The organism is Streptomyces sp. NPDC030245 (assembly GCF_055572995.1).
The window spans coordinates 139197-152214 of record NZ_JBVICF010000006.1; the positions used below are offsets into that span (position 1 = coordinate 139197).

Annotated in this window: 12 protein-coding genes; 8 read left to right on the plus strand and 4 right to left on the minus strand. The window is 71.0% G+C overall.

Features of this window, described 5'->3' with window-relative positions:
* The first annotated feature begins 124 nt into the window (after positions 1-124).
* From ACZ4Z4_RS18125 to ACZ4Z4_RS18135, 3 genes are all read left to right on the plus strand, one after another.
* Complete coding sequence (locus tag ACZ4Z4_RS18125) at positions 125-1048, plus strand: ABC transporter ATP-binding protein (protein WP_468327955.1); 924 nt, start codon at positions 125-127, stop codon at positions 1046-1048.
* Positions 1045-1815 (plus strand): ABC transporter permease, encoded by a 771-nt coding sequence (locus ACZ4Z4_RS18130; RefSeq protein WP_468327957.1) that lies wholly within the window; start codon positions 1045-1047, stop codon positions 1813-1815. Before ACZ4Z4_RS18125 ends, ACZ4Z4_RS18130 begins: the two co-directional genes overlap by 4 nt.
* A gap of 65 nt (positions 1816-1880) precedes the next feature.
* Positions 1881-2909, plus strand: a complete 1029-nt coding sequence (locus tag ACZ4Z4_RS18135; protein ID WP_468327959.1) for a COX15/CtaA family protein — start codon at positions 1881-1883, stop codon at positions 2907-2909.
* Here the strand turns inward: ACZ4Z4_RS18135 and ACZ4Z4_RS18140 are convergent.
* From ACZ4Z4_RS18140 to ACZ4Z4_RS18150, 3 genes are all read right to left on the minus strand, one after another.
* The gene (locus ACZ4Z4_RS18140; protein WP_468327961.1) at positions 2889-3986 is read right to left on the minus strand and encodes an amidohydrolase family protein; all 1098 of its coding nucleotides are present in this window, start codon (positions 3984-3986) and stop codon (positions 2889-2891) included. The two genes, ACZ4Z4_RS18135 and ACZ4Z4_RS18140, sit on opposite strands and share 21 nt — an antisense overlap.
* Positions 3987-4090: 104 nt before the next feature.
* Positions 4091-4438 carry a hypothetical protein gene (locus ACZ4Z4_RS18145; protein ID WP_468327963.1) on the minus strand — a complete coding sequence of 116 codons (348 nt, stop codon included), beginning with the start codon at positions 4436-4438 and terminating at the stop codon, positions 4091-4093.
* Between the two features lie 33 nt (positions 4439-4471).
* The gene (locus ACZ4Z4_RS18150) at positions 4472-5425 is read right to left on the minus strand and encodes a heme o synthase (protein WP_468328459.1); all 954 of its coding nucleotides are present in this window, start codon (positions 5423-5425) and stop codon (positions 4472-4474) included.
* Between the two features lie 419 nt (positions 5426-5844).
* On the opposite strand from ACZ4Z4_RS18150, the gene tkt reads away from it, so the two are divergent.
* The 5 genes from tkt to pgl are packed head-to-tail and all read left to right on the plus strand — an operon-like array spanning position 5845 to position 12437.
* Positions 5845-7932 carry a transketolase gene (tkt, locus tag ACZ4Z4_RS18155; protein ID WP_468327965.1) on the plus strand — a complete coding sequence of 696 codons (2088 nt, stop codon included), beginning with the start codon at positions 5845-5847 and terminating at the stop codon, positions 7930-7932.
* Positions 7933-7966: 34 nt separating this feature from the next.
* On the plus strand, positions 7967-9085 hold the full coding sequence (tal, locus tag ACZ4Z4_RS18160) for a transaldolase (RefSeq protein WP_468327967.1): 1119 nt from the start codon (positions 7967-7969) through the stop codon (positions 9083-9085).
* Between the two features lie 6 nt (positions 9086-9091).
* Positions 9092-10615, plus strand: coding sequence for a glucose-6-phosphate dehydrogenase (zwf, locus tag ACZ4Z4_RS18165; RefSeq protein WP_468327969.1), 1524 nt, complete (start codon positions 9092-9094; stop codon positions 10613-10615).
* Positions 10612-11661 (plus strand): glucose-6-phosphate dehydrogenase assembly protein OpcA, encoded by a 1050-nt coding sequence (gene opcA / locus ACZ4Z4_RS18170; RefSeq protein WP_468327971.1) that lies wholly within the window; start codon positions 10612-10614, stop codon positions 11659-11661. The genes zwf and opcA overlap by 4 nt, the downstream gene beginning before the upstream one ends.
* Before the next feature lie 41 nt (positions 11662-11702).
* Positions 11703-12437: a 6-phosphogluconolactonase gene (gene pgl / locus ACZ4Z4_RS18175; protein WP_468328461.1), complete on the plus strand. Its 735-nt coding sequence runs from the start codon at positions 11703-11705 to the stop codon at positions 12435-12437.
* Between the two features lie 52 nt (positions 12438-12489).
* Here pgl and ACZ4Z4_RS18180 read toward each other — a convergent pair whose 3' ends face one another.
* Positions 12490-12978 (minus strand): DUF2087 domain-containing protein, encoded by a 489-nt coding sequence (locus tag ACZ4Z4_RS18180; RefSeq protein ID WP_468327973.1) that lies wholly within the window; start codon positions 12976-12978, stop codon positions 12490-12492.
* Between the last annotated feature and the right edge of the window lie 40 nt (positions 12979-13018).

Below are 13018 nucleotides of genomic sequence, written 5' to 3' on the forward strand. Positions count from 1 at the left end.
CACCGCGCGGTGCGCTGCATCACTTAGGCATACCTAAGCTGACCTGCGGAAATGATCACTGGGGCCTCGGCCGACCGCGCCCCGGCCACCCGGCCCCACCGGCCCGTCCCTAGACTGGCTCACCATGCGAAACGAGCCCGTCCTCCAGATCGAGCGTCTGGTCAAGCGGTACGGAACCAAGACCGCGGTCGACGGTCTCGACCTGACGGCCGGGGCGGGCATCACCGCCGTCCTCGGCCCCAACGGCGCGGGCAAGACCACCACGATCGAGACCTGCGAGGGCTACCGGAAGCCGGACTCCGGCTCCGTCCGCGTCCTCGGCCTCGACCCCGTCCGCCAGGCCGACGCGCTGCGGCCCCGGATCGGCGTGATGCTCCAGTCCGGCGGCGTCTACTCCGGCGCCCGCGCCGACGAAATGCTGTGCCACGTGGCCAAATTGCACGCGCACCCGCTGGACGTGGACGCCCTCATCGAACGCCTCGGCCTCGGCAGCTGCGGCCGCACCACCTACCGGCGCCTCTCCGGCGGCCAGCAGCAGCGCCTCGCGCTCGCCATGGCCGTGGTCGGCAGGCCGGACCTCGTCTTCCTCGACGAGCCGACCGCCGGCCTTGACCCGCAGGCGCGCCGGGCCACCTGGGACCTCGTCCGCGACCTGCGCCGCGACGGCGTCTCCGTCATCCTCACCACGCACCACATGGACGAGGCCGAGGAGCTCTCCGACGACGTCGCGATCATCGACGCGGGCCGGGTCATCGCCCAGGGCAGCCCCGACGAGCTGTGCCGCGGCGGCGCCGAGAACACCCTGCGCTTCACCGGCCGCCCCGGCCTCGACGTCGCCTCGCTGCTGAAGGCACTCCCACCGGACTCGGCCGCCGCCGAACTCACCCCCGGCTCCTACCGCGTCAGCGGCACGGTCGACCCCCAGCTGCTCGCCACCGTCACCTCCTGGTGCGCCCAGCACGGCGTCATGCCGGACAAGATCTCCGTCGAACGCCACACCCTCGAAGACGTCTTCCTGGAACTGACCGGTAAGGAGCTGCGCGGATGAGCGCCGCCGGAACGTACACGCCGAAGCCGGGCGCCGCCCCGCTGTCCCGCATGATCGCGGCGCAGGCGGCCCTGGAGACGAAGATGCTGCTGCGCAACGGCGAGCAGCTGCTCCTCACCGTCGTCATCCCGACCCTCCTGCTCGTCCTCTTCAGCGCGGTCGACATCGTCGACACCGGCGATGGCGAGGCCGTGGACTTCCTCGCGCCGGGCATCCTCGCGCTCGCCGTGATGTCGACGGCGTTCACCGGGCAGGCCATCGCGACCGGCTTCGAGCGGCGCTACGGCGTGCTCAAGCGGCTCGGCGCCTCGCCGCTCCCCCGTTGGGGCCTGATGGCGGCCAAGACCCTCTCCGTACTGGTCACGGAGGTCCTTCAGATCGTGCTGCTCACGGGCGTCGCGTTCGCGCTCGGCTGGTCGCCGCACGGCAACCCCGTCTCCGTGCTGCTCCTCCTGGTGCTCGGCACCACCGCCTTCTCGGGTCTCGGCCTGCTGATGGCGGGCACGCTCAAGGCGGAGGCGACGCTCGCCGCCGCGAACCTCGTCTTCCTGCTCCTCCTCATGGGCGGCGGCGTGATCGTCCCGCTCGACAAGTTCCCCGACGCGGCCCAGACGGTGCTCGGCCTGCTGCCCATCTCGGCGCTCTCCGACGGGCTGCGCGACGTGCTCCAGCACGGCGCTGGCCTGCCGTGGGGCGACCTAGGGATCCTCGCGGTGTGGGCGGTGCTCGGGCTCGGCGCGGCGGCGAAATTCTTCCGCTGGGAGTGACCTGCGACGCACCCGGGGAGTGACCTGCGACGCACATCCCGTGTGCGCCTCCCCCTCGTGAAGACATGCACAAGCGGCCCCCTACGATGGTGCGCGTGCCAAACGTGACCCGAGCCGACATCGCTCAAGCCGTGCGGAACCCGCTCGCCTTCATCGCCGAGCGCTGGACCCCCACCCAGCGGACCGTCCAGCGGGCGGCCCTGATCTCCCTCGTCATGACGGTGGTCATCGTGGTGACGGGCGGCGCCGTCCGGCTGACCGGCTCGGGCCTCGGCTGCCCCACCTGGCCCAAGTGCACGGACGACTCGCTGACCGCGACCCACGAGATGGGCTTCCACGGCTACATCGAGTTCGGCAACCGCCTGCTGACGTACGTGCTGTGCGCGGCCGTCGGCTGGGCGATCATCACGGCGCGCTCCCAGAAGCCGATGCGGCGCAGCCTCACCCTGCTCGGCTGGGCGCAGTTCTGGCTGGTGATGGGCAACGCCGTCCTCGGCGGCATCGTGGTCCTCGTCGGCCTGAACCCGTGGACGGTCGCGGCGCACTTCCTGCTCTCCTCGGCGCTGATCGCCGTCGCCATCATCATGTGGCAGCGGACCCGCGAGGGCGACGACGAGCCGCGTCCGCTGGTCGGCAAGGCCGTGGTGCAGCTCGTGTGGTCCCTGGTCGCGGCCTGTGCGGTGCTGATCGCCGTGGGCACGATCGTGACGGGCTCCGGGCCGCACGCGGGCGACTCCAGCGAGGTGCCGCGGATGGGCTTCGACTGGGAGGCCGTGAGCAAGCTGCACGCGGTCCTCGCCTGGATCGTGGTGACGCTGACGTTCGCCCTCTGGTTCGTCCTGAAGGCGGTCGACGCGCCGCGCGGCCCGCTGGCCCGCACCCGCGACCTCTTCCTGATCCTCCTCGCCCAGGGCGCGATCGGTTACGTCCAGTACTTCACGGACCTGCCCGAGCTCCTGGTCGGCCTGCACATGTTCGGCTCCTGCCTGGTGTGGATCGCCGTGATGCGGGTGCTGCTCTCGCTGCGGGAGCGGCCGCTCACGACGGCCGACGTGCCCTCCCAGGTGGAGGACTCACGCCTCTCGGCCGTCTGAGAGGCCGTACACCCGCCGGGCGTTGCCCGCGGCGATCAGCCCGGCCACGCGCTGCGCGTCGGCGAGCGACCAGGCGCCCTCGGCGACCCAGGTGCCGAGCACCCGTCCAAGGGCCTCCCTGAACAGGTGCGCCCCGACGACGTGCAGTTCGGGGAGTCCGTGGGCGCCGCTGGAGAACAGCAGCTTCCCGAAGGGCGCGAGCTCCAGGATCTCGGCGAGCACGGCCGCCGCGCGCGCCCCGGTGCGCACGAGCGCGGGGCCGAGGTCGGCGTACACGTGCGGGTAGACGGCCGCGAGATGCGCGGCACTGCGGTGGTACGGATAGCCGTGCAGCAGCACCAGGTCGGTGCCGAGGCCCGCGGTGGCGCGCGCGAAGTCCCCGAAGTACGTCTGCGGGTCCCCGGCGCCCGCGTGGAGTTGCAGCGGCCGGCCCGAGGCCACCGCGATCCACAGCAGGTGCCGCAGCAGCACGGGGTCGGTGAGCGCCCCGCCCACCTGCCGCCCAGCGAGCCAGCGCTCCACCGCGCCCCGCACCTCGCCGGGCCCGGGCGGCGCCGCGGCGAGCGCGAGCGGCTGCCGTACGCCCGCGACGGAGGTGAAGGCGACGGCTCCCGCGGCGGCGGCGTGGACGGACTCGGCGAGATTGGCGAGGAACGAGTCGGCGGTGCCCGAGGTGTCGGCGACCTGCTCGGCCAGTAACTCCAGGCGGACGATCTCGCGCGCGTCGGCGTCGCCGGTGGAGGCCATCTCGCCGGGCCCGGTCAGATCGCCCGGCAGCCCCGTGTCGACGAGATAGGTGGTGATGCCGCTGCCCCGGAGCAGCCGCCGGCCCGTTTCCAGTACGCCCAGTTCGCGGCGGCGGGCGAGATAGCGGGCCGGCGGGCAGTGCGGTTCGAGGCCGAGGAGCGGCGGGCACCAGCGGCGCACCGCGAAGCCGGTCTGGGTGTCGAAGAAGGTGGTGCCGGGGGCGGGCGGTCCCCCGCCCCGGCCGAGGTGGGCCTCGAAGGTGCCGAGGCCCAGCTCCGTGCGGAGGACGCCATGGCAGTACTGGTCCACCAGGGACGGCGTTTCGATCATCCGGGCTCCCGAGGGGTGGACCGTGCTCCTACGGTCCTAACGGGTGACCCGGGTGTCAGGTGTTGCTTTCGGCCGGTCTCGCGCTCGGCGGGCGCAACGACCGGTCAGTCGTTCTTCGGGCCGCCGAGCTGGATGCCCGCCATTCGTGTCCATTCGTAGGGGCCGGTCTTCACCTTCGCGGCGAATTCCCCGTCGAACTCCTCGTGGACGGTGATTCCGGCCTTCTCCACCGCGCTCTGCGCGACGGCGTAGGTGGGCGCCACCAGGTCGCCCCAGTTGCCGTCCCCGCCGACGAGGACGATCCGGGTGCCCTCGTGGCCGATGTACGCGAGCTGCCCCTCGGCCCCGCCGTGCGCCTGCGCGAAGGTGCCGATCTCCTTGGCGAGCCTGGCGGCCCTGCGCTCGGCGCGAGCGGCCTGCTTGCTGTCGTCCACCTGCTGCGTGTCTGCCATGACCAGGATGCTACCGACGGGTAGCCCGGTTGACTAGCGCAGGAAGGGGTCCACCGCCACGGCCACGAAGAGCAGCGAGACGTACGTGATCGACCAGTGGAAGAGCCGCATCTCCTTGAGCTTGCCGCCCGTGACCTCGGCCTTGGCGCGGCTCTGGAGCCCGTGCGCCTCCCACAGCCAGAAGCCGCCGGTGACCAGCGCGACCGCGGTGTAGAACCAGCCGGTGTAGCCGAGCGGCTGGAGCAGCAGGGAGACGGCGACCATCACCCAGGAGTAGAGCACGATCTGGCGGGCGACCACCTTGTTGGAGGCGATGACCGGCAGCATCGGCACGCCCACGCGCGCGTAGTCGTCCTTGACCTTCATGGAGAGCGGCCAGTAGTGCGGCGGCGTCCAGAAGAACATGACGAGGAAGAGGACGACCGGCGCCCACGACATGGAGTTGGTGACCGAGGACCAGCCGATGAGGACCGGCAGGCAGCCCGCGATGCCGCCCCAGACGATGTTCTGCGAGGTGCGGCGCTTCAGGATCATCGTGTAGACGACCACGTAGAAGAGCAGGGCACCGAGCGAGAGCCAGGCGGAGAGCCAGTTGACGGCGAAGCCGAACAGCAGGGTGGAGACGACCGCGAGGGTGATGCCGAAGACGAGGCACTCGCGCGGGCTGACCATGCCGGTGACCAGGGGCCGCTGCGACGTGCGGTCCATGAGCGCGTCGATGTCGCGGTCGATGTACATGTTGAGCGCGTTGGCGCCCCCCGCGGAGAGGTAGCCGCCGAGGCAGGTCACGAAGACCAGCCAGAGGTCGGGCACTCCTTGCTCGGCGAGGAACATCACCGGAACGGTGGTGATGAGCAGAAGCTCGATGATCCGCGGCTTGGTCAGCGCCACGAACGCCTTGACACGAGCCCCGAACGGCCGATGGCTCGGGCTAAGGTCCGTCCCGGAAACCCCCGCTGGACGGGATTCAACGGCCGTCACGCACACCCCTGACAGAGACATCCCAGCAGGCCGACCAGCACCTTCAGACATGAAGATCCGGTAAAGGCCCGCGCGTACCACGCCACTGTAGACGTTGCCCATACCCCGCTCTTCGCGGGGGTCGGGTCGTGTTGGACGACGGGCCCGACGGCACCCCTGGCGCGCCGGTGCGTCACATGAGCGGAACGGGGCGTTCATTGAGCGGACAAACGGGCGATACCGGTGGCCTTTTGAGCGGACATATGAGCGAGCCCATATTCACTTGGGGAATGGCCCCGCTTTCCTTTCGACAGGCGGACCCTCGCATGTCACTGCAATCTGGAATGACTCGAAAAAATGAGCGTTCTAGCAGCGGTAGGCTCGACAGCGGCCGGTGGGATCTACGCCGCCGGCATTCGACATGTGGAGAGGAGCCCTGACTCAGGGTGAGCACCAAGCCGACCACCACAGACCTCGAGTGGACCGAACTGGACCAGCGGGCCGTTGACACCGCCCGCGTCCTGGCCATGGATTCCGTACAGAAGGTCGGCAACGGCCATCCCGGTACGGCCATGAGCCTCGCGCCCGCCGCGTACACCCTCTTCCAGAAGGTGATGCGCCACGACCCGGCGGACGCCGACTGGACCGGCCGCGACCGGTTCGTCCTCTCTGCGGGCCACTCGTCCCTGACCCTCTACATCCAGCTCTACCTGGCCGGCTTCGGCCTGGAGCTGGACGACCTGAAGGCCTTCCGCACCTGGGGCTCGAAGACCCCCGGCCACCCGGAGTACGGCCACACGGTGGGCGTGGAGACGACCACGGGCCCGCTGGGCCAGGGCGTCGCCAACGCCGTGGGCATGGCGATGGCCGCCCGCTACGAGCGCGGCCTTTTCGACCCGGAGGCGGCCGACGGCTCGTCCCCGTTCGACCACTTCATCTACGCCATCGCCGGTGACGGCTGCCTCCAGGAGGGCATCTCCGGCGAGGCCTCGTCGCTGGCCGGGCACCAGAAGCTCGGCAACCTGATCCTGCTGTGGGACGACAACCACATCTCGATCGAGGGCGACACCGAGACCGCGGTCTCCGAGGACACCCTCAAGCGGTACGAGGCGTACGGCTGGCACGTCCAGCGCGTGGCGCCCAAGGAGAACGGCGACCTCGACCCCGCCGCCCTCTACGCCGCGATCCAGGCCGCCAAGGCCGAGACCGAGCGCCCCTCCTTCATCGCGATGCGCTCGATCATCGCCTGGCCCGCCCCGAACGCGCAGAACACCGAGGCCGCCCACGGCTCGGCGCTCGGCGACGAGGAAGTGGCCGCCACCAAGCGCGTCCTCGGCTTCGACCCCGAGCAGACCTTCGAGGTCTCCGACGAGGTCCTCGCGCACACCCGCAAGGCGCTCGACCGCGGCCGTGACGCCAAGGCCGAGTGGGAGAAGGGCTTCGCCGCCTGGCGCACCGCCAACTCCGAGCGCGCCGCCGAGTTCGACCGCGTCGCCAAGGGCGAGCTGCCCGAGGGCTGGGAGGAGAAGCTCCCGGAGTTCGAGACCGGCAAGGCCGTCGCCACGCGCGCCGCCTCCGGCAAGGTCCTCCAGGCGCTCGGCGCCGTCATCCCCGAGCTGTGGGGCGGCTCCGCCGACCTCGCGGGCTCGAACAACACGACGATCGACAAGACGTCGTCGTTCCTGCCCACGGGCAACCCGCTGCCGGGCGCCGACCCGTACGGCCGCACGATCCACTACGGCATCCGCGAGCACTCCATGGCCGCGGAGATGAACGGCATCGCGCTGCACGGCAACACCCGCATCTACGGCGGCACCTTCCTGGTGTTCTCCGACTACATGCGCAACGCCGTGCGCCTGTCCGCGCTGATGCACCTGCCGGTGACGTACGTGTGGACGCACGACTCCATCGGCCTCGGCGAGGACGGCCCGACCCACCAGCCGGTCGAGCACCTGGCCTCGCTGCGTGCCATCCCGGGCCTGAACATCGTGCGCCCGGCCGACGCCAACGAGACCGCCGTCGCCTGGCGCGAGATCCTCAAGCGCTACACCAAGGAGTTCGGCAAGGGCGCCCCGCACGGCCTCGCGCTGACCCGCCAGGGCGTGCCGACGTACGAGCGCAACGAGGACGCCGCCAAGGGCGGCTACGTCCTCTTCGAGGCCGAGGGCGGCTCGCCCGAGGTCGTGCTCATCGGCACCGGCTCCGAGGTCCAGCTCGCCGTCGAGGCGCGCGAGCAGTTGCAGGCCGCGGGTGTCCCGACGCGCGTCGTCTCGATGCCGTCGGTCGAGTGGTTCGAGGAGCAGGACCAGGGGTACCGCGACAGCGTGCTGCCGCCGTCGGTGAAGGCGCGCGTGGCGGTCGAGGCGGGCGTAGGCCTGACCTGGCACCGCTTCGTGGGCGACGCGGGCCGCATCGTCTCGCTGGAGCACTTCGGCGCCTCGGCGGACGCCAAGGTGCTGTTCCGCGAGTTCGGTTTCACCGCCGACGCGGTGGCGCAGGCGGCGCGGGAATCGATCGCCGCCGCTCAGCGCTGACGCCCATATACGACCAAGTAGGAGATGTAATTCCATGACAGACGCACTCAAGCGCCTTTCAGAAGAAGGCGTCGCGATCTGGCTGGACGACCTGTCGCGCAAGCGGATCACGTCCGGCAACCTCGCCGAACTGATCGACCAGCAGCACGTCGTGGGCGTCACCACCAACCCCTCGATCTTCCAGAAGGCCATCTCGCAGGGCGACGGTTACGACCAGCAGCTCTCGGACCTCGCCGCCCGCGAGGTCACCGTCGAGGAAGCCATCCGGATGATCACGACGGCGGACGTCCGCGACGCCGCCGACATCCTGCGTCCGGTCTTCGACGCGACGGGCGGCCAGGACGGCCGCGTGTCCATCGAGGTCGACCCGCGCCTGGCGCACAACACCAAGGCCACGACGGCCGAGGCCAAGCAGCTCGCCTGGCTGGTGGACCGCCCGAACGCGCTCATCAAGATCCCGGCCACCAAGGCGGGCATCCCGGCGATCACCGAGGTCATCGGCCTCGGCATCAGCGTCAACGTCACGCTGATCTTCTCGCTCGAGCGCTACCGCATGGTCATGGACGCCTACCTCGCCGGCCTGGAGAAGGCCAAGGAGCGCGGCCTGGACCTGTCCAAGATCCACTCCGTGGCGTCCTTCTTCGTGTCCCGCGTGGACACCGAGATCGACAAGCGCCTGGACGGCATCGGCACGGACGAGGCCAAGTCCCTCAAGGGCAAGGCCGCGCTCGCCAACGCCCGCCTGGCCTACGAGGCGTACGAGGAGGTCTTCTCCTCCGACCGCTGGGCCGCCCTCGACAAGGCGCAGGCCAACAAGCAGCGTCCGCTGTGGGCCTCGACCGGCGTCAAGGACCCGGCGTACAAGGACACCCTGTACGTCGACGAGCTCGTCGCGCCCAACACGGTGAACACCATGCCCGAGGCGACCCTGGAAGCCACCGGCGACCACGGGCAGATCACCGGCAACACCATCGCGGGCACCTACGACCAGGCTCGCGCCGAGATCGCCGCCGTGGAGAAGCTCGGCATCTCGTACGACGAGGTCGTGCAGCTGCTCGAGGACGAGGGCGTCGAGAAGTTCGAGGCGTCCTGGACCGACCTGCTCAAGTCGACTGAGGCCGAGCTCAAGCGCCTCGCTCCCGCGAAGGGCTGACCCACTTTGTCAAGCAGCAATCCGCTGCGTGACGCCGCAGACCGACGGCTCCCGCGTATCGCGGGGCCGTCGGGCCTGGTCATTTTCGGCGTCACGGGCGATTTGTCCCGTAAAAAGCTGATGCCTGCTGTCTACGACCTCGCCAATCGAGGCCTGTTGCCGCCGGGCTTTTCCCTCATTGGTTTCGCCCGCCGCGACTGGGAGGACGAGGACTTCGCCCAGGTCGTCCACGACGCGGTCAAGGAGCACTCCCGCACGCCGTTCCGCGAGGAGGTCTGGCAGCAGCTCATCCAGGGCATGCGCTTCGTCCAGGGCAACTTCGACGACGACGCCGCCTTCGAGCAGCTCAAGGCCACCATCCAGGAGCTCGACAAGGCGCAGGGGACGGGCGGCAACTTCGCCTTCTACCTCTCCGTGCCCCCGAAGTTCTTCCCGCAGGTCGTCCAGCAGCTCAAGAAGCACGAGCTCGCGGACGCGCCCGAGGGCTGCTGGCGCCGCGCGGTCATCGAGAAGCCGTTCGGCCACGACCTCGCGTCGGCCCAGGAGCTGAACGCGATCGTGCACGAGGTGTTCGCCCCGGACCAGGTGTTCCGGATCGACCACTACCTCGGCAAGGAGACCGTCCAGAACATCCTGGCGCTGCGCTTCGCCAACCAGATGTTCGAGCCGATCTGGAACCGGTCGTACGTGGACCACGTCCAGATCACGATGGCCGAGGACATCGGCATCGGCGGCCGCGCCGGCTACTACGACGGCATCGGCGCCGCCCGCGACGTCATCCAGAACCACCTGCTCCAGCTGATGGCGCTCACCGCGATGGAGGAGCCCGCCTCCTTCGACGCGGACGCGCTGGTCGCCGAGAAGGCGAAGGTCCTCGGCGCCGTCCGGCTGCCGAAGGACCTCGGCAGGAACACGGTCCGCGGGCAGTACGCCGCGGGGTGGCAGGGCGGCGAGAAGGCCGTCGGCTACCTCCAGGAAGACGGCATCGACCCCAAGTCGAAGACCGACACGTACGCCGCGATCAAGCTGGAGGTGGACAACCGCCGCTGGGCGGGCGTCCCCTTCTACCTGCGCACCGGCAAGCGGCTCGGCCGCCGGGTGACGGAGATCGCGGTGGTCTTCCAGCGCGCTCCCCACTCCCCCTTCGACCACACCGCCACCGAGGAGCTCGGGCAGAACGCGATCGTCATCCGCGTCCAGCCGGACGAGGGCATCACGGTCCGGTTCGGCTCGAAGGTGCCCGGCACCTCCATGGAGATCCGGGACGTGTCGATGGACTTCGCGTACGGCGAGTCCTTCACCGAGTCCAGCCCCGAGGCGTACGAGCGCCTGATCCTCGACGTCCTGCTCGGCGACGCCAACCTCTTCCCGCGCACGGAGGAGGTCGAGCTCTCCTGGAACATCCTCGACCCGATCGAGGAGTACTGGGACAAGCACGGCAAGCCCGCGCAGTACCCGGCCGGCACCTGGGGCCCGACCGAGGCGGACGAAATGCTCGCACGAGACGGACGGAGCTGGCGTCGGCCATGAAGATCGACCTTACGGACACCACGTCCAGCAAGATCAACAAGGCGCTCGTGCAGGGCCGCAGGGCGATCGGCACCCCGGCCGTCGGCATGGTCCTGACCCTCGTCATCGTCACCGACGAGGAGAACGCCTACGACTCCCTGAAGGCCGCCAACGACGCGTCGCGCGAGCACCCCTCGCGCACGCTCGTGGTCATCAAGCGGGCCGCGCGCTCGCCCCGCGACCGCACCACCTCGCGCCTCGACGCCGAGGTGCGGGTCGGCGTGGAGGCGGGCACCGGCGAGACGGTGGTCCTGCGGCTGTACGGCGAGGTCATCGACCACGCCCAGTCGGTGGTGCTCCCGCTGCTGCTGCCCGACGCCCCCGTGGTCGTCTGGTGGCCGGTGAACGCCCCGCTGGACCCGGCCAACGACCCGCTCGGCGCCCTCGCCCAGCGGCGCGTCACGGACACCTACGCGGCCGAGCACCCCATCGAGGAGCTGACCGCCCGCGCCGCGGCTTACCACCCCGGCGACACGGACCTGTCCTGGACGCGCATCACCCCCTGGCGCTCGATGCTCGCGGCCGCCCTGGACCAGATCGCCTGCAAGGTGAAGTCGGTGCAGGTCGACGGCGAGGAGTTCAACCCGAGCTGCGAGCTGCTCGCCATGTGGCTCGCGGACCGGCTCGACGTGCCGGTGAAGCGGGCGCTCTCGCCCGGCCCCGGCCTGACCGGTGTGCGCATGGAGACCGACTGCGGCCCCATCGTGCTCGACCGGGCTGACGGCTCGCTCGCCACCCTGCACATCGAGGGCCAGCCCAACCGCGCGGTGGCGCTCAAGCGCCGCGAGACGGCCGAGCTGATCGCCGAGGAGCTGCGGCGCCTCGACCCGGACGACACCTACGCCTCCGCGCTGAAGTACGGCGTGGACCGGCTGGCGGCGACGTCCTCGGAGCCGGTGACGGAGACGGCCGAGGAGGCCAGGGAGTCCGGTGGCGCCGCGGCGCCCGCCGAGCCGAAGAAGGCACCGGCGAAGAAGGCCGCGGCCAAGAAGGCGGCCGCGAAGTGAGCGCGGCCCCGCAGCTCGTCGTCCACCGCGACAAGGAGCTGATGGCGCAGGCCGCGGCGGCCCGCCTCATCACGAAGATCGTCGACGCGCAGGCCGCCCGCGGATCCGCGTCGGTGGTCCTCACCGGCGGCCGCAACGGCAACGGCCTCCTGGCCGCGCTGGGCGCGTCCCCGGCGAAGGACGCGGTCGACTGGTCGCGGCTCGACCTGTGGTGGGGCGACGAGCGGTTCCTGCCGGACGGCGACCCGGAGCGCAACTACACCCAGGCCAAGGAGGCGCTGCTCGACTCGGTGCCGGTCAACCCGGCCCGGGTGCACCCGATGCCCGCCTCGGACGGTCCGTTCGAGGTGGACGCGGCGGCGGAGCACTACGCGGCCGAACTGGCCGCCGCCGCGGGCCCGGAGGACCACGGCCCCGTGCCGTCCTTCGACGTCCTGATGCTCGGCGTCGGCCCGGACACGCATGTCGCGTCGCTCTTCCCCGAGCTCCCCGCGGTGCGGGAGACGGAGCGCTCGGTGGTCGGCGTGCACGGCGCGCCGAAGCCCCCGCCGACCCGGATCACGCTCACGCTCCCGGCGATCCGGGCGGCCCGCGAGGTGTGGCTGCTCGCGGCGGGCGAGGACAAGGCGAACGCCGCGGCGATCGCCCTGTCCGGCGCCGGCGAGGTGCAGGCCCCGGCGGCCGGCGCCCACGGCCGCTCGCGCACGCTGTGGCTCCTCGACGCCGCGGCGGCCGCGCAGCTCCCGCCGGAGCTGTATCCGCCGGCCGTGGCGTAGCGACCCGACGGTCGTACGCGATGAGGGCCCCGCACCACCCGGTGCGGGGCCCTCAGGCGTCGGCGAGGACGCGGCGGTAGCTGCTGCCGTCCTGGTCGCGGACGAGGAGGCCGTCGGTGACGCAGTACCTGCGCAGCGCCGCGGTGTCGTCGTGGACGGTGCGGAACGCGTCGTTGATCTCGCGTTCGCTGTAGACCCGGTCGGCGTCGAACAGGGTGTCCGTGAGATGGACGAGGAGTTCGTGGCGCACGACGGGGCGCACGGGAATGGCCGTGAGGCGGCCGTGCGCGAAGAAGCCGGTGAGCCGGCGCGGGACGGCGGGATGGGTGTCCACGGGCAGCGGCGAGCGCCGGAAGACGGCCGGGTCGGCCCGCAGCGACCCGTCGGGCAGCCGCTCCACGAGTCCACTGGCGAGCAGGCGTGCCAGGCGCCTGCGGGCGACGGCGGAGTCGGCCTCGCCCGGCGGCAGGTCGTCGAGGACGATCCGCGCGTACAGCCTGAGTCTGTCGGGGTCGGCGAGCGCGGCGAGCAGCTGGTCCATGACGGGGTTCCCTCCCGGCGGGTGACAGAGCCGAAGCAGT

What these genes read in the sequence shown, in the direction of transcription:
- pgl (WP_468328461.1), top strand. Translation starts at nt 11,703, where the DNA reads ATGGCGCAGGCCGCGGCGGCCCGCCTCATCACGAAGATCGTCGACGCG.
- ACZ4Z4_RS18145 (WP_468327963.1), bottom strand. Translation starts at nt 4,438, where the DNA reads ATGGCAGACACGCAGCAGGTGGACGACAGCAAGCAGGCCGCTCGCGCC.
- ACZ4Z4_RS18140 (WP_468327961.1), bottom strand. Translation starts at nt 3,986, where the DNA reads ATGATCGAAACGCCGTCCCTGGTGGACCAGTACTGCCATGGCGTCCTC.
- tal (WP_468327967.1), top strand. Translation starts at nt 7,967, where the DNA reads ATGACAGACGCACTCAAGCGCCTTTCAGAAGAAGGCGTCGCGATCTGG.
- ACZ4Z4_RS18125 (WP_468327955.1), top strand. Translation starts at nt 125, where the DNA reads ATGCGAAACGAGCCCGTCCTCCAGATCGAGCGTCTGGTCAAGCGGTAC.
- ACZ4Z4_RS18135 (WP_468327959.1), top strand. Translation starts at nt 1,881, where the DNA reads ATGCACAAGCGGCCCCCTACGATGGTGCGCGTGCCAAACGTGACCCGA.
- ACZ4Z4_RS18130 (WP_468327957.1), top strand. Translation starts at nt 1,045, where the DNA reads ATGAGCGCCGCCGGAACGTACACGCCGAAGCCGGGCGCCGCCCCGCTG.
- opcA (WP_468327971.1), top strand. Translation starts at nt 10,612, where the DNA reads ATGAAGATCGACCTTACGGACACCACGTCCAGCAAGATCAACAAGGCG.
- ACZ4Z4_RS18180 (WP_468327973.1), bottom strand. Translation starts at nt 12,978, where the DNA reads ATGGACCAGCTGCTCGCCGCGCTCGCCGACCCCGACAGACTCAGGCTG.